Origin of the sequence: Lacticaseibacillus chiayiensis (genome assembly GCF_004123795.1) — a bacterium.
Lineage (GTDB): Bacteria > Bacillota > Bacilli > Lactobacillales > Lactobacillaceae > Lacticaseibacillus > Lacticaseibacillus chiayiensis.
In genome coordinates, this window is sequence record NZ_MSSM01000011.1 from 94,697 (window position 1) to 113,061 (window position 18,365).

Consider the following 18,365-nt stretch of genomic DNA (forward strand, 5'->3'; position numbering starts at 1 on the left):
AAGAAGGCCCCGTCTTGGAGATTCTGGCCAGTGCTTATTCGGTACCCGCCACGCGTGTTGAAAATGAGCAGTTACGTCAATTCATGGACACATCAGATAGCTGGATTAGAGAACGTACGGGGATTAAAACCCGCCACGTGGTCACCGATCAATCTAACTTTGATTTATCATATGATGTCGCCCGGCAACTTTTGACCAAGGCGGAAACCACTGCCGACCAGCTTGATTTCATCATCGTGGCAACCATGAGCCCGGACTATGCAACCCCGGCCGAGGGGAATCGCCTGCAAGCAGCTTTGAATGCGGACCATGCATTTGCATTTAATCTTAACGTTGCCTGCGCCGGTTTTGAATACGCCTTGCACGTTGCCGATCGACTGATGACCAGCCCCACGGTTCATCAAGGCTTGGTCATCGGAAGCGAAGTGCTCTCCCGACTGGTTGATTGGCACGATCGACGCACAGCTGTGTTATTCGCTGATGGTGCTGGCGGCGTTTTGATCAGTGATCAAGGCGCGCCGGTTCAAGCAGTCGATCTAAAAAGCTTCGGCGACACCGAGATGGTTTTGTCAGCCGGTGCTCAAGGCAATCAAAGTCCGTTTGCGGATGCTGCTGAAGAACCTTCCGCCTATTTCAAAATGAACGGTCGCGCGGTTTACCAATTTGCTATCAGTGAAGTCCCACGGTCGATTCAGCGAGCGTTGGATCAGGCAGCGCTGACCACGAATGATATTGATTGGTTCCTGCTTCACCAAGCAAACGCGCGCATTGTTCAATCAGTGAACAAAAAGCTGAAAGTTACCGCTGACAAGTTCCCCATCAACATTGATGAGTATGGCAACACCAGCGCGGCCAGTGTGCCGATTCTGTTGGCACACTTAGCTGAAAGCGGTCGCCTGAAACGCGGACAGAAGTTGGTCCTTAGCGGTTTTGGCGGTGGCTTATCAGTCGGCTCGCTGATTATGACGTATTAATTCGCATTTCCCTGTAGACTGACCGAAAAAACGGTCAAATCACTTAATTTAAAGGAGAACATTTTAACATGACTAACGAAGAAGTATTGCCTAAGGTACAAAACATCATTGCGGACCAATTGGACAAAAAAGCTGAAGATGTTACTTTGACCACCAACTTCAAGAATGATCTGGATGCAGATAGCCTGGACATTTTCGAAATCATTAACGAAATTGAAGATGAATTCGACGTTAAAATCGAAACCGATGAAAGCATTGAAACGGTTGCTGATTTGGTAAACTTCATCACTGAAAAGACCGAAGCTTAAGACAACTGGAGAGGAGTGGGCCAATGAGTCCATTAATGGAACGCTTAGGCGTTAAGTATCCGCTTTTTCAAGGCGGCATGGCATGGGTTGCTGACGGTAAATTAGCTGCGTCGGTTTCTGAAGCCGGTGGTCTTGGTATCATTGGCTCCGGTCATGCCCCTGCTTCGTGGGTTAAGGAACAGATCGAAGTTGCAAAATCAATGACAGACAAGGCATTCGGTGTGAATGTGATGCTGTTATCGCCTTTTGTCGAACAGGTTATTGATGTTATTGTTGATGCCAAGGTTGCCTTAGTAACCACGGGCGCCGGTGATCCTAGCCGTTATCTGGAACGGCTCCAGCAAAATGGTACCGTTGTGATGCCGGTCGTGCCGTCTGTTGCCATGGCCAAACGCATGGCGCGTGATGGCGTGGATGGTGTGATTGCTGAAGGTATGGAATCTGGCGGTCACATTGGCAGTATCACGACCATGGCCTTGGTACCGCAAGTCGTTGATGCCGTTGATATTCCGGTTGTTGCGGCTGGTGGGATTGGTGATGGTCGCGGTGTTGCCGCAGCACTCAGTCTGGGTGCGATTGGCGTTCAAATGGGCACCCGCTTCCTGACATCAACTTCAAGTCGGATTCACCAAAACTATAAGAATGCTGTGATTAAGGCGAAAGACGTGGATACGCTCGTTACCGGCATGTATGTCGGTCATGCAGCCCGCGTGTTGAAAAACCCGATGAGTCGGAATTACTTGAAGCTGGAAAAGAAAATTGCCTTGTCCGGTACGACTGACTTTACCGCTGTTGAAGAACTAGGTAACGGCAGTTTGCGTAAAGCCGTTTTGGAAGGCGATCGTGACCATGGTTCATTCATGGCCGGTCAGATTTCCGGTTTGGTCAAGCGCGAAGAAAGCAGCCAGGACATTGTTGAAGAAGTCATGCAGCAGGCAAAAGAGATTTTGGCTGGCTCAAAAATGGCTGACCTTCTCACAAGTACGACTGCGGATGCATTTCCACGTCAGTAAACACATGACAAGGAGGGTCCTATCTGTTGCAATTTGCTTATGTGTTTAACGGCCAAGGTGCCGAAGTCCCCGGAATGGGGATCGATTTTTACCAGAATACTTTGATATTCAAAGAGATTATTGACCGTGCCGACGCCGTTTTGGACTTTGACTTGCCTGAGTTTTTGGCCAATGGCGACTTTGCCGCGCATCCGGATAATTTGCAGCCGGCGTTGGTGGCCTATAGCGTGGCGATGCACGAAGTAGCTTCGGCGGAATTGCCACCAGAAACGGCTCTGGCCGGATTGAGTCTGGGTGAGTACAGTGCCCTGATTGCTGGTGGTGGTCTTAGTTTGGAAGATGGGCTTAAATTAGTCGCGGCGCGCGGTAAAGCGATGGCGGCAGCTTGTCAGAATCGTCCCGGCGGTATGTTGGCAGTCATGAGCGGTGATCAGGCGCTCATTCAGGAAGCATGCAAACAGGCATCCGATGTTTGGCCGGCTAATTACAACGGTCCCAAGCAAATGGTTCTGGCTGGCACCCATGATGCCTTGGCAGTGGTCGAAAAATGGCTAAAAGCACAAGGCGTCCGCGCTATTCCGCTGCATGTGGCTGGCGGGTTCCACAGCCCTTTGATGGCAAGCGCCCAACCGCAATTGCAGGCAGCATTGAACCAGGCCAATGTGTTTGAACCGGTGATTCCAGTGATCAGTACGACCGCGCTTAAGCCGTTTACGGCTCGCAATATGCGTGCCGTGCTCGCAGCCCAGGTTGCTGAACCAACCAAATTTGCGGCGGTTATTGCGCAACTGAAGGCTGAAGGCGTTGATACGATCGTTGAGTTAGGGCCTAAACCGGTGCTTAGCAAAATGATCAAGCGGATTGACCGTAAGATGACGACCCATTTGATTAGCGATGTAGCAAGCCTCAATGAGGTCGCCGATTTGAATAACGGAGTGAAAGCAGATTGAAATTAACTGATAAAACCGCGATCATCACAGGTGCCTCACGTGGCATCGGTGAAGCAATTGCCAGAAATTTTGCACAGGCAGGTGCCAATTTGGTGCTGAATGCGCGTCATGAATTTCCAGAAACGCTAATCAAAGAGTTAGAAGGCTTTGGCCATGGGGTCGTCACCGTTTTAGGTAGTGTCGATGATCCGACAACCGGCGAACAGTTAGTAGCTACGGCCCTAAATCAATTCGGCAGTGTAGATATTTTGGTCAATAATGCCGGTATCAATGACGATATGTTGGCGATGCGGATGAAACCGGCCACTTTTGCCAAGGTCGTCCAAGTTAACTTAGATGGCACTTTTTATGTGACCCAACCTGCCTTCAAGAAAATGATGAAGGCTCGTGCCGGGGTCATCATTAACCTTGCCAGTGTTGTAGGCTTGACTGGTAACATTGGTCAGGCCAATTACGCTGCCAGCAAGGCCGGCATTATTGGCTTGACTAAGACGCTGGCACGTGAAGGGGCGATGCGCGGCGTGCGCGTGAATGCGATTGCGCCGGGGATGATCGCCACGGATATGACAGCAGCATTGAGCCAATCCAGTCGGGATCAGATTTTAGCGGAAATCCCGTTGAAACGCTTCGGTCAACCCGAAGAAATTGCGCAAACGGCCCGCTTTCTGGTCGAAAATGCCTACATAACCGGACAGACTTTGACAGTCGCCGGCGGATTAGGTTAAGGATATGAACGGAGGAATGACATTGCAACGAGTAGTCGTAACCGGAATGGGTACTGTGAATCCACTGGGCCATTCAGTCGCTGAAACCGTAGCGACGATGGACGCTGGCAAAGTCGGGATTCAACCTATTACCAAATTTGATGCCGAGAAAACCGGAATCACGGTCGCTGGTGAAGTCAAAGATTTCAAGCCTGAAGCGCGCATGCAAAAGCGTCTCAGCAAGCGATTGGATCTGTTTACGCAATATGGTCTTTACAGCGCCATTGAAGCTTACGAGCAATCAGGGCTAACCAAAGATGCTGTTGACGCCGATCGTATGGCAGTTATTTTTGGCTCGGGCATTGGTGGTTTGACAACCATTCAGGAACAAGTGACGAAGATGTATGTGAAAGGCCCAGATCGGGTTAGTCCACTGTTTGTGCCTGAAGCCATCAGTAACATGGTTGCCGGAACCATTTCCCAATATTTTGGTGCCCATGGTCCTAGTTATGTGGTGGTCACAGCCTGTGCCTCTGCCACAAATGCCATTGGCGAAGCGGCAATGCGGATTCAGGCTGGTAAAGCCGATGTTGTGATTACCGGTGGGGCTGAAGCGTCGGTCAACGAAATTGGGATTGCTGGATTTGCGGCGCTGTCTGCTTTGTCCAAAACGACAGATCCAAATCAAGCAAGTTTGCCATTTGCAGCCGATCGTAACGGTTTTGTGCTTGGCGAAGGCGGCGGTACGTTGATTCTTGAAAGCCTCGATCATGCCCAGCAACGCGGCGCCAAGATTTTAGGTGAAGTGGTGGGTTACGGTGCAACTAGTGATGCCTATCACATGACGGCACCTGATCCAAGTGGTACCCAAGCCGCCCGCGCGATGCAGCTGGCTGTCGAAGAAGCCGGCATTAAGCCTAGTGAGGTAGGCTACATCAATGCGCACGGGACGGCTACCAAAGCCAATGATGCCATGGAAAGCAAAGCAATTCATGATCTTTTTGGTGACAACGTACTGGTCAGCTCCACGAAAGCATTGACCGGTCATCTGTTAGGCGCAGCCGGCGCGATTGAAGCGATTATGACTTTGAGTGCGTTGCAGGACGGTCGGCTACCGATGAACGTCGTGGACGCGGCGCAAGATGAGGATTGCCCGGTCACCTTAGTCAACCAAGACAATCGTGACACCAAGGTTGATTATGCCTTGAGCAATTCCTTTGGCTTTGGCGGCCACAATGCGGTCTTGGCATTCAAAAGGTGGTGAGTGTCATGGACACCAAAATGATCGAAGTTCTGATCAAACAGTTGGAGCAAAGTTCACTACATGAGCTGGAACTGACGCTCGGCGAAGATTCCTTGCATCTGGTCAAAGCAAGTCCGGTTGCCCCGGCGGCACCAGCTGCTTCACCTGCCAACACTGTGCCAGTCACACCGGTCAGTCCTGCACCAGCAGCCAAGCCGGAAGAACCTGCTGGCACAGCCATCAAGGCACCACTAGTTGGCATCGTTTACCTGGCACCCAAACCAGGCGCTGCTCCGTATGTCAAAGTCGGCGACCACGTCAAAAAAGGCCAAGTCGTCTGCATCATCGAGTCGATGAAAATGATGAACGAAATCAAAAGCACCGTGACCGGCACACTCAAAGCTGTTGAAGTCGACAACGAGAGCTTGGTCGAATACGATCAGTTACTGTTTACGGTGGATGAAAAAGCCTGACAAGTACCACTAACCTAACAGTCGCGTTTTAAGGAGGAATTTGATTCCATGCTCGAAACCAAGAAAACACTTGAAGCACAAGAAATCCAACAAATTTTACCGCATCGCTATCCGATGCTCATGATCGACCGGGTGTTAGACCTTAAACCTGGCGAATCAGTTGTGGCCCAAAAGAATGTTTCCATCAACGAACAGATTTTTCAAGGCCATTTTCCAGGCAACCCGATTTTCCCTGGCGTTTTGCAAATTGAAGCGATGGCGCAGGCCGGGGCAATTGCCTTATTGTCGATGCCAGACTTTAAAGGCAAAACCGCGTATCTTGGCGGCATTAAAAAGGCCAAGTTCCGCCACATGGTTCGCCCGGGCGATGTTTTGCGTATCGAGGTCACCTTGGAAAAACTGATTGACCATGCTGGCTTAGGAAAAGGCAAAGTATACGTTGGCGAAGACATGGCCTGCAGTGCCGAACTCGTTTTTGCCATTGGCTAACATTGCCGGATTCAGACTCGTGTAAGGAAGTGGAACTGTGTTCAAAAAAGTACTCGTTGCCAACCGTGGCGAGATTGCGGTTCGCATCATCCAAACCTTGCGGGAAATGGGGATCACCTCGGTGGCGGTATTTTCGAATGCCGATCGCCACAGCCTACATGTCTCGTTGGCAGATGAAGCGATTTGCATTGGCGGTCCACGGGCAACTGACTCTTACCTGAATATGCGCAATGTTGTCAGCGCCGCCATTTTAAGCGGGGCTGAAGCTGTGCATCCGGGTTTCGGTTTCTTATCCGAAAATGCCGAGTTTGCCAAGTTGGTGACCGATGCCGGCCTGGCTTTTATCGGTCCTAAGCCAACCGCGATTGAGCAAATGGGTGATAAAGCGGTCGCCCGGCAAACCATGATCGATCTTGGTGTGCCAGTGATTCCCGGGAGCCGTCCGTTGCAGGATGTCGATACGGCGTTGGCAGCGGCTCAGGCAATCGGATACCCGCTGATGCTTAAAGCCAGTGCTGGTGGCGGCGGTAAAGGGATCCGCAAGTTAACCGATGACGATGCGCTGACTGCCGAATTTGCCGGTGCCCAGGCAGAAGCTCAGGCTGCGTTCGGCGACCCGACCATGTATCTGGAAAAGGTGATCGTGCCGGCGAAACACGTCGAAGTGCAAGTGTTGCGCGATCAGCAAGGTCATGTGAGCGTGTTCCCGGAACGTGATTGCAGTTTACAACGGCACAGTCAAAAAATGATCGAAGAAAGCCCGTGCCCGGTGTTAACATCTGCTGAGCGAGCCAAGTTATTGCATCTGGCAGAAACCATTGCTAATGGCGTTGACTATCTTAACGCCGGCACCATTGAATTCTTGATGGACAAGCAACATCATTTTTATTTCATGGAAATGAACACGCGGATTCAAGTCGAACATCCAATTACCGAAATGGTGACTGGTGTCGATTTGGTTCGTGCACAGTTACAGATTGCTGCTGGCGAAGACGTTGAGTTGACGACACCGGAGCCATCTGGTGTTGCAATTGAATGCCGGCTTAACGCTGAAGATCCCGACCATCAATTCATGCCGGATGTCGGTACGCTGAATCAATTGCGGTTCCCGACTGGCGGTTTAGGCTTGCGAGTGGATACTGGTGTGGCGCCTGGCGATAAAATCAGCCCATACTACGATGCAATGATTGCTAAGATCATCGTCCATGGGCAAACCCGCCAAGAAGCATTGGCAAAAATGCACCGCGCCTTGACCGAATTGGATGTTCAAGGCGTTAAAACTAATCGTGACTTTGCGCTGGCACTTTTCCAGACACCCGTTGTATTGGCCGGTAAAGCCGATACCGCTTATCTTAACCGTGACTTTTTGCCTCAATGGCAGGATGAAAGGAAGGATGCTGCATGTTCCAACCACAACTGACCCAAGAAGCGCTTGCTCGTGAAGCGGCCTTGCCCGAAAACCTTTGGATCCAATGCCCATATTGTAAGCAAGGCAGCTATCGGGAAAGTTTAGGCGATGCCCAAGTTTGTCCGCTTTGCCACTACGGCTTTCGCATCACGGCCAAGAAGCGGTTAGCGCTGGTAGCAACCAAGACAACTGAATGGGACGCTGATCTGGTGACAACCGATCCGCTTGATTTTCCCGGCTACGACAAGAAGCTCGCAGCGGGACGGCAAGCGACCGGCTTAAAGGATAGTGTCTGGACTGGCCAGGCCAACATTGGCGGCCATGTGTGTGCACTCGGTATTATGGACCCTAAGTTTATGATGGGCTCGCTGGGGACCGTGACTGGCGAACGGTTAACTCGCTTATTTGAAAAAGCTACAGAAGCTAGCTTGCCAGTTGTCCTCTATTGCGCAAGCGGCGGTGCGCGGATGCAGGAAGGGATTCACTCACTGATGCAGATGGCTAAGGTCAGTGCCGCGGTTAAAAACCACAGTAATGCCGGCCTACTTTACATCAGCGTCCTCACTGACCCAACTATGGGCGGTGTGACCGCCAGCTTTGCCATGCAAGGCGACATTACCTTGGCTGAACCCCACAGCTTGATCGGTTTCGCTGGCCGTCGTGTCATCGAACAAACCATCAACCAAAAACTTCCCCAAAACTTCCAACGCGCCGAAACCTTGCTGCAAAGCGGCTTCATCGACGCTATTGTCAAACGGAGCGAACAGGAAGCTTATATTAGTGATCTTTTAGCCATGCACGAGAGAGCGTGAACTGGCGCGCTTAGGAGGCGGAGTATAAGTGGCCTTGGCGTGATGGCAGTCTTTGCCATTGCGACCAAGGTCCTTACACGCAGGCTCCTGCGCCAGTGAACGCGTTTTTGCCTCAATGTAAAACCATTTTCATCCCATTCACCTAAGCACCAACTGAAACAAGGAGGTTTTTTTCCGCATGCCAGAGAAAGAAACATCAGCTTATGCAACCGTTCAGGCCGCCCGAGCACCGCGCCCGTATCAAACGCGTGAGCTTATTAACGGGCTAGTTGCCAATTTTCACGAACTTCATGGCGACCGTGTGAGCCATGATGATCCGGCGGTGATCGGCGGTATTGGCTGGCTGGATCAGCAGGCTGTCACCGTGATTGCGACCGACAAAGGCAATGATTTGACGGAACGGTTGCAGACCCATTTTGGCAGTCCTGAGCCGTGGGGATATCGCAAAGCGTTGCGGCTCATGAAGCAGGCGGCTAAATTTCATCGGCCAATTGTTACGTTGATCAATACGCCAGGCGCATATCCAGGCAAAGAAGCCGAAGCGAATGGTCAAGGAGCGGCGATTGCGGACTTACTTGTGACTTGTGCTGATTTACCGACGCCGATTTTGGCGATTTTAGTGGGTGAAGGCGGCTCAGGTGGGGCGCTGGCACTCGCATTTGGTGATGAAGTCTGGATGACGGATAAAAGTATGTACAGCATTTTGTCACCGGAAGGCTTTGCCGCGATTTTGTGGAAAGATGCCAGTCGCGCGAAAGAAGCAGCGGAAGTGATGCAGTTGACACCGCAGAATCTGTTGGCAAAAGGGGTCTGTGACCGGATCATTCCCGACACCGGTGCGGATTTTCCGGCCGCTCTCAAAGCTGCGGTGAAACCCAAATTGGCTGAACTGACGGCCATGGATCCTGAGCGTTTGGTTGCCAAACGTCAGGCGCGGTTCCGGCAATTCTAATGAAAACGGCACCACACCGTCCATTTTTACGGCGGTGTTTTTTCTTTGGTTGAAAAGTTTTATAATTACTTTTGTAACTTTCGAAATGGAGGCCATCATGCTCGAAAAAAAATTCTACCATACCATGTTCAGTCAATCTTTTGATATTCCGATCCAGGTTGAATATTGGGATCATACAGAAGAAACCTTTGGCACCGGCGAGCCGACAATCACCATTAAAATGAAAAAAGCCATTCCCGTGCGCCAGTTGATCAAGAACGCTTCGCTGGCATTAGGTGAAGGGTATATGCGTGGTGATATTGAGGTGTTAGGTAGTAACCGTCCGTTGCAGCGCCTGATCGCGTCGGCTTATGCCAATGCCGGTAGTTTTATGCGCAGCAGCAAACTCAGACACTTTCTGCCTAAACAAAGCCACACCGAACGCAAGTCGAAGGAAGACATTCATTCACATTACGATCTCGGCAATGACTTTTATAAGTTATGGCTGGATCCGACGCTAACTTATTCTTGCGCCTATTTTGAAAACTGGGATGACGATCTGGAAACTGCCCAACTGAATAAAATCGACCATATTCTGCGTAAACTGAATCCGCAGCCCGGGCGCACTTTGCTGGACATCGGCTGCGGTTGGGGAACGCTGATGTTGCGGGCGGCTAAGATTTATCACCTGCATGTCGTTGGTATTACCCTGAGCAAGGAACAATTTAAGCTGGTTTCCGACCGCATTGAAGCAGAGCATCTAACGGATGTAGCTGAAGTGCTGTATATGGATTATCGCGAACTTGATCGTGAGCCATTTGATTACATTACGTCTGTCGGCATGTTCGAACACGTCGGCAAGGAAAATCTCGAAGGCTACTTCAAAGATGTTGCTAAACTACTTAAAAATGATGGTGTTGCCTTAATCCACGGTATTACTCGGCAACAAGGTGGGGCAGCAAATGCCTGGATTGATAAGTACATTTTCCCGGATGGCTATATTCCGGGTATGGCGGAAAATCTGAGTCATATTATCGATGCAGGGATGCAGTTGGATGATCTTGAACCGTTGCGCCGTCATTATCAGCGGACGCTCGAAATCTGGGATACGAATTTCAACAATCACCGGAATCCGATTCAGCAAAAGTTCGGTTACGAGTTCACCCGTATGTGGGATGTTTACCTGCAGGCCGCGGCTGCCAGTTTTGAGGCTGGCAACATCGACGTCATGCAGTATTTGATTAGTAAAGGCCCATCAGGCAAGGACTTGCCGGCGACTCGTGACTACATGTACGAGTAATGAGTCAGTCACGCCAACTTTTTTGGGCGAACGCGGTTGATCAGATTGCGGGGAAGATGCTTAACACAAAGAACAATTTAGCGTCACAAAATGTTCAAATATGGTCGGTACTATTAGCAGTATAGAAGTGAGCCACTCGCTCATTCCTAAACCCCAACCAACTTTTTCATTTTTACTCCTCCAAAGTGAAGTCGCCGGTCGGCCTCCATCCGGTCGGCCAATCCCGAACCCCGTAGCAAGCAGCTGCGGGGTTTTTGTTTGCCGAACATGAACTGGCACGATCAGAAGTCAGTGCGGATGCAACTTCACGAGATTAAGTCGTAATTTTTTAATTACTGCGAACTTCCTTTTTTCCTGTGGTCTCTGTCAAGCATTCACTTTTTTGCCGCTAAATCTTAGCGCATCAAGGACGAAAGAAAAACTAAAGTTGTTTTGTTTACGCTTTCATTGACATTGCCATTAACTCAGATAAGATAAGGGTATTCATTTAAACACAAGGTGGTAAGTACATGACCGATTCAATTGAGCAAATGGCAAAGCGTTATCAGCCGTATTCAACTTGGACACCAGAATACGTGGCTAACTTGAAAGCTCAAGTCGCAGCAAGTAAGTGGCGAACCAAAACCCATGTTCAACCAGACACCGGTTTGATCAATGATCCGTGTAGTCTAAACTTTTTCAATGGCAAGTGGCATCTTTACTATCAACAGTTTCCGTTTGGGCCGGTGCATGGCCTGAAGTCATGGGCGCATGTCGTCTCAAAAGATTTATTTAACTGGCGGCGGGTGCCGGGAGATCTTTTGCCAGAGGACGAGCATGATGCGCAGGGAGCTTATACCGGATCGGCGCTGGTGACGCATGGCACGTTGCGGATCATGTACACCGGAAATGTGCGTGACGAACATTGGCATCGGCACGCAACTCAGCTCGGGGCAGTGCTGGGTGCGGATAGCCGGCTGTTTAAAGATCCCAAGCCGTTAATTGCCGCGCCACCTGCCGGGTATACTCAAGAGTTTCGCGATCCGTTTCTTTTTAAATACCAAGATAAAACCTATGTCCTAGTGGGCGGCCAGCGCGCTGATCACACCGGTGCTATTTTGCTTTACGAGAAGCAAACGGATAAGACTTGGCGTTTCATTGCGCCGCTCAGCATTCCGGACGAATTCTGCGGGTACATGGTCGAGTGTCCCAACATTGCCTTTATCAATGGCAAGGTCGTGTTGGTTTATTGTCCGCAAGGCTTGGATCAGGACTTTTTCGAATATGAAAATGTTTATCCTAACATTGCGCTGGTGGCCGATAGTTTTGACCCGAAAACGGGCATACTGACGCATCAGCGGTTGCAGAATATTGACAAGGGATTCGACTTTTATGCGACACGGCTGGCCAATACGGAAAAAGATGGCACACTAGCGATTTCGTGGTTAGGCTTGCCAGACACGAGTTATCCGACTGATGACGATGGTTGGGAAGGCGTCTTGAGTTACGTGCGGAAGTTGGATCTTCGTGACGGGCATGTTTGTCTGGTGCCGCATCCAAACGTCGAGACGTTGCGCGAGACTGCTGATGATAGGCTGCCAACTGTGACACAGACGGCTGACAACTGGTCAGTGGCAGGCTTAACCGGTGCCTTCGAACTTACGATGACGCTGGCAGCCGGGCAGAAGACAACGTTGCATATTCCTGACGGCGATCATGATCAGTTGTTGATTAATCTTGACTCCGATAGTGGACAGGGTATGGTGCAGCGGGAGAACCGCAACAATGGCGGCAGTTTGCGGCAATTCGGCTTTCCAGTAGGTAAAACGGTTGCGATTCGCCTTTTCATTGATGTCTCTGTTTTCGAACTTTTCATTGACGACGGTTATCGCGTGGTTTCCGGCCGTTTCTTTGGCGATACCTGCCCGAGTAACGTCCGGATTGCGCCGGCTGCTGCGGTTAACGCGGTGCAGGCGTGGAATTTGCAGAAGGATAATGGCGGGTTATGAGAAATGCCAAAATTAAAAGAAGTAATGTCCATGCTCCAGTTATGTGGCCTTAATGGTCATGTAGCTGGAGCTTTTGGTGTTTAGTAAAGACGGTTCTACGCAAGGTGCATGGAAAATTCTCGGATAATAACTTGACATTCTCTGAAAGCGCTGTATACTCGTTTTATGAAATCGATTCCATAAAAGGGAGAACAAGGTCATGGCGACGATTCGTGAAATTGCGACAGCAGCGGGGGTCGGGGTGACAACCGTGTCGCGGTATTTAAATCATCATCCATACATTTCCGCGGACAAGAAGGCGCGGATCGAAGCAGCAATTCAAACACTTGGCTACACGCCGAGTGCTGCGGCGACTTCGCTAAGGGCTCAAGCTACTGGTAATATTGGCGTTTTGGTCTCACGGGTGACGAATCCGTTTTTCGCTGGGTTGTTTGATGCGATTGAGCGGACGCTGCATGAGCAAGGCTATCAAGTAATGATTTCCCAAACCTATGATGATCCGGATGCTGAAGAACGGTTCTTGGATCAACTGAAAAGTCGAAAACTAGACGGCATTATTTTGGCCTCGGTTGAAGCGCCGGAACGGGTTGCGGCTGTTGCCAAAGCCTTTCCCGGGCGCGTCGTCGTGGTGAACGCAGATGTGCAGATCCCGCATGCGACTTCCTTGGTGCTGCCGCATTATCAAGCAACGCGGGATGCACTCGACTACCTGTATGAAAAGGGGCATCGCCGGTTTGCCTATGTGACAGGTGGTGCCATTCAAAGCGCACGACATGGGCGGAGCCGAACGCAGGCGTTCTTTGATTTTATGGAGGCACATGCGCTTGCAGTTGAGCCGACATTACTTTTCGATCAGGTGCATACCGCCGCAGAAGGCCAAGTGATTGGCAAGCAACTCGCCGCATTAACGCCAGCCAAGCGACCTGACGCTATTTTTACCAACTCCGATGAAGTGGCGGTTGGTGTGCTGGACAGTTTACTGGCGGCGTATCTAAAGGTACCGAACGACATCGCGGTAATGGGTTATGATGATCAGCCGTTTGCGCCGTTTGCCCGTGTGCCGCTGACCACCGTTCATCAACCGGTGATCGAAATGGCGGAGGTTGCTACGGATATGTTGTTGCGCGGACTTGGCCGCGGCGACCACAAAAAGGATCCGGCAACATTAGCGTTATCATTAAAAATCAGGCAAAGCGCCTGAGTTTTATTTTTGAACAATATGGAATCGATACCATACAACATCAACACGTCAGTCAGCAGGAGGAAACAGTCGTGACGAATCCAACAAGTCGCACATGGTGGCAACAGGAAATCTTTTATCAAATTTATCCGGCGTCATTTAAAGATAGCAATGACGATGGCATCGGTGACTTGCCGGGGATCATCGAGGAATTGCCGAAGCTGAAAGAACTTGGCGTGACGGCGATTTGGTTGTCGCCGATTTACAAAAGTCCGATGGTCGACAATGGCTATGACATTGCAGATTATCAGGCGATTGATCTTCGGTTTGGCACGATGGCCGATTTTGACCGCCTCATGAAAACGGCTAAAACGCTTGGCATTAAAGTGGTGATGGATCTGGTGGTGAATCACACGTCGGATCAGCATCCCTGGTTCCAGGCAGCGTTGAAGGACCCGGCTTCACCGTATCGACAGTTTTACATTTTTCGCAAGGGTCACGACGGTCAGCCGCCGAACAATTGGCGCTCAAACTTCGGCGCTGGCTCGGCATGGAGCGCGGTGCCAAGCGAACCGAACGTGTACTACCTGCACGTCTTTTCCCCGCAGCAACCCGATCTCAACTGGGAGAATCCTAAGCTGCGGCAGGCGATTTATAAGATGATCAACTGGTGGTTGGCAAAAGGCTTAGCGGGCTTTCGGATTGATGCGATCACCTTTGTTGATCGTCACGGTGCTAACTTCTGGACTTGGCGCAGCAATTCTCAGCATGCTTAACGTTGCGGCCAACTCATATGGACTCGCGGTGGTACCGTCTTACCTGATGTACATCTATAACGGCCATGCATTGTTATGGTACACAGTGGTTTCTCTGGGTACAGTGGTGGTCGCATTTGTTGCCACGAACGCGTTCGCCATTCCAAAAGAGATCCTGAAACCTGACGAAAACGTCGAAACGGCGAATGCGGTAATTTCGTCCACCGTTAGCGACGATAAGGTTTACGCCCCGGTTAGCGGTGAAACCGTGGCCTTGGCCAACGTCAGCGATCCGGTGTTTGCTTCTGGCATGATGGGTGACGGGCTGGCGATCAAACCAGCGGAAAAAGGGATCAACAACGTCCATGCCCCGCAAACCGGTACGTTATCGGTAGTTGCCGACACTGGCCATGCATATGGCATGACGACCGACGACGGTATGGAAATTCTGGTACATTTAGGTATCGACACGGTCAACTTGAAAGGTGCCCCCTTCACCGTGGCGGTCAAAGCCGGCCAACATGTCAACAAAGGCGACTTACTCGGCACGTTTGACCAAGCGGCGATTAAAAAAGCCGGGCTTGATCCGATGACAATCGTTTTGATTACGAATAGCAAGTCATATGCCCGCATTGAACCGGTCGCGGACACCAGCGTTCAAGCTGGCGCTGATCTGCTGGCGGTTCAGCGGGAGGATGTGAAGGTTGAGGCGGTTTCGCCGGCGCCGTTGTAAGAGAGTATAGAAAAAGCCTTAATGCTACTTCAGGTGTTTCGATGCTTGGTGAGGTAGGGTTAAGGCTTTTTATGTTTGAAAGGTTGGTTTACAGCGAATAGAGAAAGGGTCTGCCACAGTTGCGCCTAAAACTTAAAGAGCTTTTCCTTTTGACTTAGACGTAATACGATCCATTGATCAGCGTTTAATTCTTCAGGAATCTTATCGGCTAAAATAGACACGATAACTTGTATGTTGTCTTCTTGTGAATCGTGCAAAATCTGCACGAGTTGATTGCCATGCATGAGTTCTTTTTGATCATACAACAGGAAATCTAAACAAGGGATGTGCTGTTCTCTGGCAAAGAGCGTGTATCCCATATCAAAGGCGGCAATTTCTCCCTGCTTTTTGCCTGAACTAGAATTGTTGGGAGAAAATACATAAAATTCATAATACGACTTTCCAGATTTGCGGTCTTTCTTTTCCCGAAAGGTCACCCCGGAGTCTTCACCGTACATGGACTGTGAGAAATGATAGAAATGGCGATTCAATTGACGCAACTGTTCCTGTATTCTTTCTTTCATATCTTTGGAGAAGGCCATCTTGTCGATTCTTTTCAGTTCATCATTCAGGCTACTAACCTTCTTTCTCTCATCGTCGATCTGTTCAATCTTGCTAGAAAGGCGGCCTTTAACTTCAAACAGTTGGCCCAACTCCTCAGACACTTTTTCTAATTCTTGGGTCGTATTCAGTTTAGAAAGATCAGCCTTAAGATGATCAATGTCATTCTGACTGGCAATGATATTTCGTTCTAATTCCGCGTTTTTTTGGCTGATATTAGGAAGCTCACGACCAATAAACTCACTCCGTGCTTCAACCATAGCATTATTATAAGCGACAAGTTGTTCAAAAGAAGTCTCCAAGTTTTCCAATAAATTACTTGCTTCGCCGTAAAGTGCACGCAACTCTTCGACATTAATCAAGGATTTTTTGGACCGAACTTGCTTTTGTGCATCTTTAATGAGGCTTGCCCTCAATCTGCCGGCAGTAAGTTGGCTGGCAAGCAGGCTCTGGGTATACTTGAGATCATCTAGATGTTTAAGCTTTTCCGAATACTTCGGGTCAATATTTAATTGAGAGCGCCTTAGTTGTGCTGCCCGGATGTCGTCAGTATTCTTGTCAAGCGCTAGCGCCAACTCTTCGCGAGGTTGGGCTTCCAATCGCTTTAAAAAATCCTTTTCTGTTCTAAGTTTACTTACTATCGGAGCACGATCGGTTAGCGAAATTCCCAACAGGAACAAGAAGAGTGTCTCGTACTCGGGTCCCTGCAAGTAATTTCCGAGATAACGTAGCGTATTGTCAACCGCTGGAGGATCTATTCGGATGTTACGCGGCACAAGCTGTCGAAATGATGGTTTTGCTCCAGATGCAAGGTTAAAAAGGTCACCGCCAAGTTGGTCGATAAATTTCTGAACGCTTGAGAAAGATCTGCCATTAATGCGGAGAATTTTCTTCTTCAGGTCTTTAAGAAAGTTACGCTCGATGACGTATTTAGTATGCGAATCAATCTTATCAGGATTGCCAGAGAGCGTAAGCCGGATTAACACGCGCTGATTTGTTAAGTAATCCTGAACTTCAACAATTGGTTGTTTTTGCTCTCGATTGGTATAAATCTGTTTAGCATCGCCACCAAAGCAAAAATCAATCAATCGCAGAACAGTTGTCTTACCAACCCCGTTTCCTGAAGTGGGCTTTCCTTCAGTGTCTGGGGATGGCGTCGAATCAACGATAAGGTTCAGTCCGCGATGGAAGTTGACATCTTGAATTGTTGTTCCATTTTCCTCAATCTCAAGTTTGTTGATGAACAAGACGTACCTCTCCTTCCGAGTTGATGACGGCAGCATTGATCAGAAACAACCAGTCAAGCGTTAGTTGGTAAAGTTTAAGTGAGACATCGACCTCTTCCTGCAGAGTGCGATAGACGTCAAAGAAGCTTCCACGGCCGTCTTCGAACGTCTTCAGGACACCTAATAGTTTTGCACCAATAAAATATAGACTTAACTCAGGCCGGGTGTCTGTTGGTAGAATCATAAGAATAGCCCTCCGGATTTTTAAAAATCTTACAGCGGATGAATGCATCGACTAGAATGATGCGACAGCAATATTCGACTTTCTCTTGCGACATTTCATTGTCCAGTCGAGATGTACTGTGTACATATGTCATTAAAGCATCCACCATGTTGAGGAATTTCAATGGGGCAGAATCATCAGGATTTTCTAACGATTGTCGCTGATAAATCGAGCTAAGCTTTTGGAATATAATCCCAGGAGTAATGCCTTCTTGCGTAAACAATTCGTAGATATCGTCTAAGCTGGCGTTATAAAAGGCAAGTTCATCGATTGTCTGTTGCTGTATTAACCCTAGGTCGTTAAAATCAATCTTTTGCTGGATGTCGAATGCCATAGGTACCTTTAGCGTATTAGTGATTTCAATATTGATTTTTGCAACTGCTCTAAGAACTTTTACAAGCTCTGACTCTTGAACCGGTATATCTTCCATGACAGGCAACACTTCAGACTTACACAGATCCTGCAAGCGCAATAAAGTTTCAGTTTGTTTATCTTGGCAAGTTAGCAGCAGTTGGCCTATATCAAAGATGTCCGTTTTCGGATTAAAGCTTATATTTTTTGGAATTGAATACTTCATCTTTGCAAGATTCCGTGCGTCCAGCGCAATGAACACAAAAGCGACACGGAATCCATCATGGGCTTTGGAAGCTTTCTCAAGGGTGTTCTGCACCTTGGATTTTGTTTTATTGGTCGTAATCTGCACACTCAGTTTTGATGCGCTATCAATTAGATCTATGGAAGAAGCGTTTGCAACGGTGTCATTTGCGGTTGCCAGATGCCAGCCATAAAGCTCGTTTAAGAACTGTTCAAAAAAATGTTCTGACAGCATATGACCGTCAAGCAAATTCATTCGGCCATTCACTGATAGTTGACTAACCAAATAAGCGAGCGCATTGCCAATTGCTTTTAAATATACTTCACGTGGTGCCATCACTTTGCCCCCAAACCAAAACCCGTCTTAAAAAGCATTATCCTATAACTTTCGAGATTTAGCC

General features: G+C 49.2%; 17 protein-coding genes and 2 pseudogenes. 16 read left to right on the top strand and 3 right to left on the bottom strand.

Going from position 1 to position 18,365, the window contains the following annotated elements; genetic code table 11:
- The first annotated feature begins 14 nt into the window (after positions 1 to 14).
- The 16 genes and pseudogenes from BVJ53_RS05610 to BVJ53_RS05690 form a co-directional block, all read left to right on the top strand.
- Positions 15 to 974, top strand: coding sequence for a beta-ketoacyl-ACP synthase III (locus BVJ53_RS05610; protein WP_129301542.1), 960 nt, complete (start codon positions 15 to 17; stop codon positions 972 to 974).
- 68 nt (positions 975 to 1,042) lie between these two features.
- Positions 1,043 to 1,282 carry an acyl carrier protein gene (locus BVJ53_RS05615; protein WP_129301543.1) on the top strand — a complete coding sequence of 80 codons (240 nt, stop codon included), beginning with the start codon at positions 1,043 to 1,045 and terminating at the stop codon, positions 1,280 to 1,282.
- 23 nt (positions 1,283 to 1,305) lie between these two features.
- A complete protein-coding gene (locus BVJ53_RS05620) occupies positions 1,306 to 2,295 on the top strand; it encodes a nitronate monooxygenase (RefSeq protein WP_129301544.1) in 990 nt (329 codons plus the stop codon).
- A gap of 26 nt (positions 2,296 to 2,321) precedes the next feature.
- Entirely contained in the window at positions 2,322 to 3,245 is a 924-nt protein-coding gene (locus tag BVJ53_RS05625) for an ACP S-malonyltransferase (RefSeq protein WP_129301545.1), read from the top strand.
- A complete protein-coding gene (locus BVJ53_RS05630) occupies positions 3,242 to 3,970 on the top strand; it encodes a 3-oxoacyl-ACP reductase family protein (RefSeq protein WP_129301546.1) in 729 nt (242 codons plus the stop codon). Before BVJ53_RS05625 ends, BVJ53_RS05630 begins: the two co-directional genes overlap by 4 nt.
- Positions 3,971 to 3,992: 22 nt before the next feature.
- The gene (gene fabF / locus BVJ53_RS05635) at positions 3,993 to 5,213 is read left to right on the top strand and encodes a beta-ketoacyl-ACP synthase II (RefSeq protein ID WP_167470168.1); all 1,221 of its coding nucleotides are present in this window, start codon (positions 3,993 to 3,995) and stop codon (positions 5,211 to 5,213) included.
- Between the two features lie 5 nt (positions 5,214 to 5,218).
- Complete coding sequence (accB, locus tag BVJ53_RS05640) at positions 5,219 to 5,665, top strand: acetyl-CoA carboxylase biotin carboxyl carrier protein (RefSeq protein WP_129301548.1); 447 nt, start codon at positions 5,219 to 5,221, stop codon at positions 5,663 to 5,665.
- A gap of 48 nt (positions 5,666 to 5,713) precedes the next feature.
- Positions 5,714 to 6,154, top strand: a complete 441-nt coding sequence (gene fabZ / locus BVJ53_RS05645; RefSeq protein ID WP_010491726.1) for a 3-hydroxyacyl-ACP dehydratase FabZ — start codon at positions 5,714 to 5,716, stop codon at positions 6,152 to 6,154.
- Positions 6,155 to 6,191: 37 nt separating this feature from the next.
- Positions 6,192 to 7,574, top strand: a complete 1,383-nt coding sequence (locus tag BVJ53_RS05650) for an acetyl-CoA carboxylase biotin carboxylase subunit (RefSeq protein ID WP_129301549.1) — start codon at positions 6,192 to 6,194, stop codon at positions 7,572 to 7,574.
- Positions 7,556 to 8,374: an acetyl-CoA carboxylase, carboxyltransferase subunit beta gene (accD, locus tag BVJ53_RS05655; RefSeq protein ID WP_129301550.1), complete on the top strand. Its 819-nt coding sequence runs from the start codon at positions 7,556 to 7,558 to the stop codon at positions 8,372 to 8,374. The genes BVJ53_RS05650 and accD overlap by 19 nt, the downstream gene beginning before the upstream one ends.
- 178 nt (positions 8,375 to 8,552) lie before the next feature.
- Complete coding sequence (accA, locus tag BVJ53_RS05660) at positions 8,553 to 9,326, top strand: acetyl-CoA carboxylase carboxyltransferase subunit alpha (RefSeq protein ID WP_129301551.1); 774 nt, start codon at positions 8,553 to 8,555, stop codon at positions 9,324 to 9,326.
- Positions 9,327 to 9,423: 97 nt separating this feature from the next.
- Positions 9,424 to 10,605 carry an SAM-dependent methyltransferase gene (locus BVJ53_RS05665; RefSeq protein WP_129301552.1) on the top strand — a complete coding sequence of 394 codons (1,182 nt, stop codon included), beginning with the start codon at positions 9,424 to 9,426 and terminating at the stop codon, positions 10,603 to 10,605.
- Between the two features lie 509 nt (positions 10,606 to 11,114).
- A complete protein-coding gene (locus BVJ53_RS05675) occupies positions 11,115 to 12,593 on the top strand; it encodes a sucrose-6-phosphate hydrolase (protein ID WP_129301554.1) in 1,479 nt (492 codons plus the stop codon).
- A 199-nt stretch (positions 12,594 to 12,792) separates the two neighbouring features.
- Positions 12,793 to 13,794, top strand: coding sequence for a LacI family DNA-binding transcriptional regulator (locus tag BVJ53_RS05680; protein ID WP_129301555.1), 1,002 nt, complete (start codon positions 12,793 to 12,795; stop codon positions 13,792 to 13,794).
- Positions 13,795 to 13,865: 71 nt separating this feature from the next.
- A pseudogene (locus tag BVJ53_RS05685) lies at positions 13,866 to 14,501 on the top strand (alpha-amylase family glycosyl hydrolase); the annotation flags it as partial.
- A pseudogene (locus tag BVJ53_RS05690) lies at positions 14,494 to 15,261 on the top strand (PTS sugar transporter subunit IIA); the annotation flags it as partial. The pseudogenes BVJ53_RS05685 and BVJ53_RS05690, both read left to right, overlap by 8 nt.
- A gap of 125 nt (positions 15,262 to 15,386) precedes the next feature.
- Here the strand turns inward: BVJ53_RS05690 and BVJ53_RS05695 are convergent.
- Genes BVJ53_RS05695 through BVJ53_RS05705 form a run of 3 tightly spaced genes read right to left on the bottom strand, consistent with a single transcriptional unit; the run spans position 15,387 to position 18,301 of the window.
- On the bottom strand, positions 15,387 to 17,108 hold the full coding sequence (locus BVJ53_RS05695) for a DUF2326 domain-containing protein (protein WP_158280567.1): 1,722 nt from the start codon (positions 17,106 to 17,108) through the stop codon (positions 15,387 to 15,389).
- Positions 17,089 to 17,331, bottom strand: coding sequence for an ABC-three component system middle component 6 (locus BVJ53_RS05700; protein ID WP_129301557.1), 243 nt, complete (start codon positions 17,329 to 17,331; stop codon positions 17,089 to 17,091). Before BVJ53_RS05700 ends, BVJ53_RS05695 begins: the two co-directional genes overlap by 20 nt.
- A complete protein-coding gene (locus BVJ53_RS05705; protein ID WP_129301558.1) occupies positions 17,303 to 18,301 on the bottom strand; it encodes an ABC-three component system protein in 999 nt (332 codons plus the stop codon). Before BVJ53_RS05705 ends, BVJ53_RS05700 begins: the two co-directional genes overlap by 29 nt.
- Between the last annotated feature and the right edge of the window lie 64 nt (positions 18,302 to 18,365).

Coding starts and splice junctions, on each gene's coding strand:
- BVJ53_RS05615 (WP_129301543.1), top strand. CDS start 1,043: ATGACTAACGAAGAAGTATTGCCTAAGGTACAAAACATCATTGCGGAC.
- BVJ53_RS05620 (WP_129301544.1), top strand. CDS start 1,306: ATGAGTCCATTAATGGAACGCTTAGGCGTTAAGTATCCGCTTTTTCAA.
- accB (WP_129301548.1), top strand. CDS start 5,219: ATGGACACCAAAATGATCGAAGTTCTGATCAAACAGTTGGAGCAAAGT.
- fabZ (WP_010491726.1), top strand. CDS start 5,714: ATGCTCGAAACCAAGAAAACACTTGAAGCACAAGAAATCCAACAAATT.
- accD (WP_129301550.1), top strand. CDS start 7,556: ATGTTCCAACCACAACTGACCCAAGAAGCGCTTGCTCGTGAAGCGGCC.
- accA (WP_129301551.1), top strand. CDS start 8,553: ATGCCAGAGAAAGAAACATCAGCTTATGCAACCGTTCAGGCCGCCCGA.
- BVJ53_RS05665 (WP_129301552.1), top strand. CDS start 9,424: ATGCTCGAAAAAAAATTCTACCATACCATGTTCAGTCAATCTTTTGAT.
- BVJ53_RS05675 (WP_129301554.1), top strand. CDS start 11,115: ATGACCGATTCAATTGAGCAAATGGCAAAGCGTTATCAGCCGTATTCA.
- BVJ53_RS05680 (WP_129301555.1), top strand. CDS start 12,793: ATGGCGACGATTCGTGAAATTGCGACAGCAGCGGGGGTCGGGGTGACA.
- BVJ53_RS05700 (WP_129301557.1), bottom strand. CDS start 17,331: ATGATTCTACCAACAGACACCCGGCCTGAGTTAAGTCTATATTTTATT.
- BVJ53_RS05705 (WP_129301558.1), bottom strand. CDS start 18,301: ATGGCACCACGTGAAGTATATTTAAAAGCAATTGGCAATGCGCTCGCT.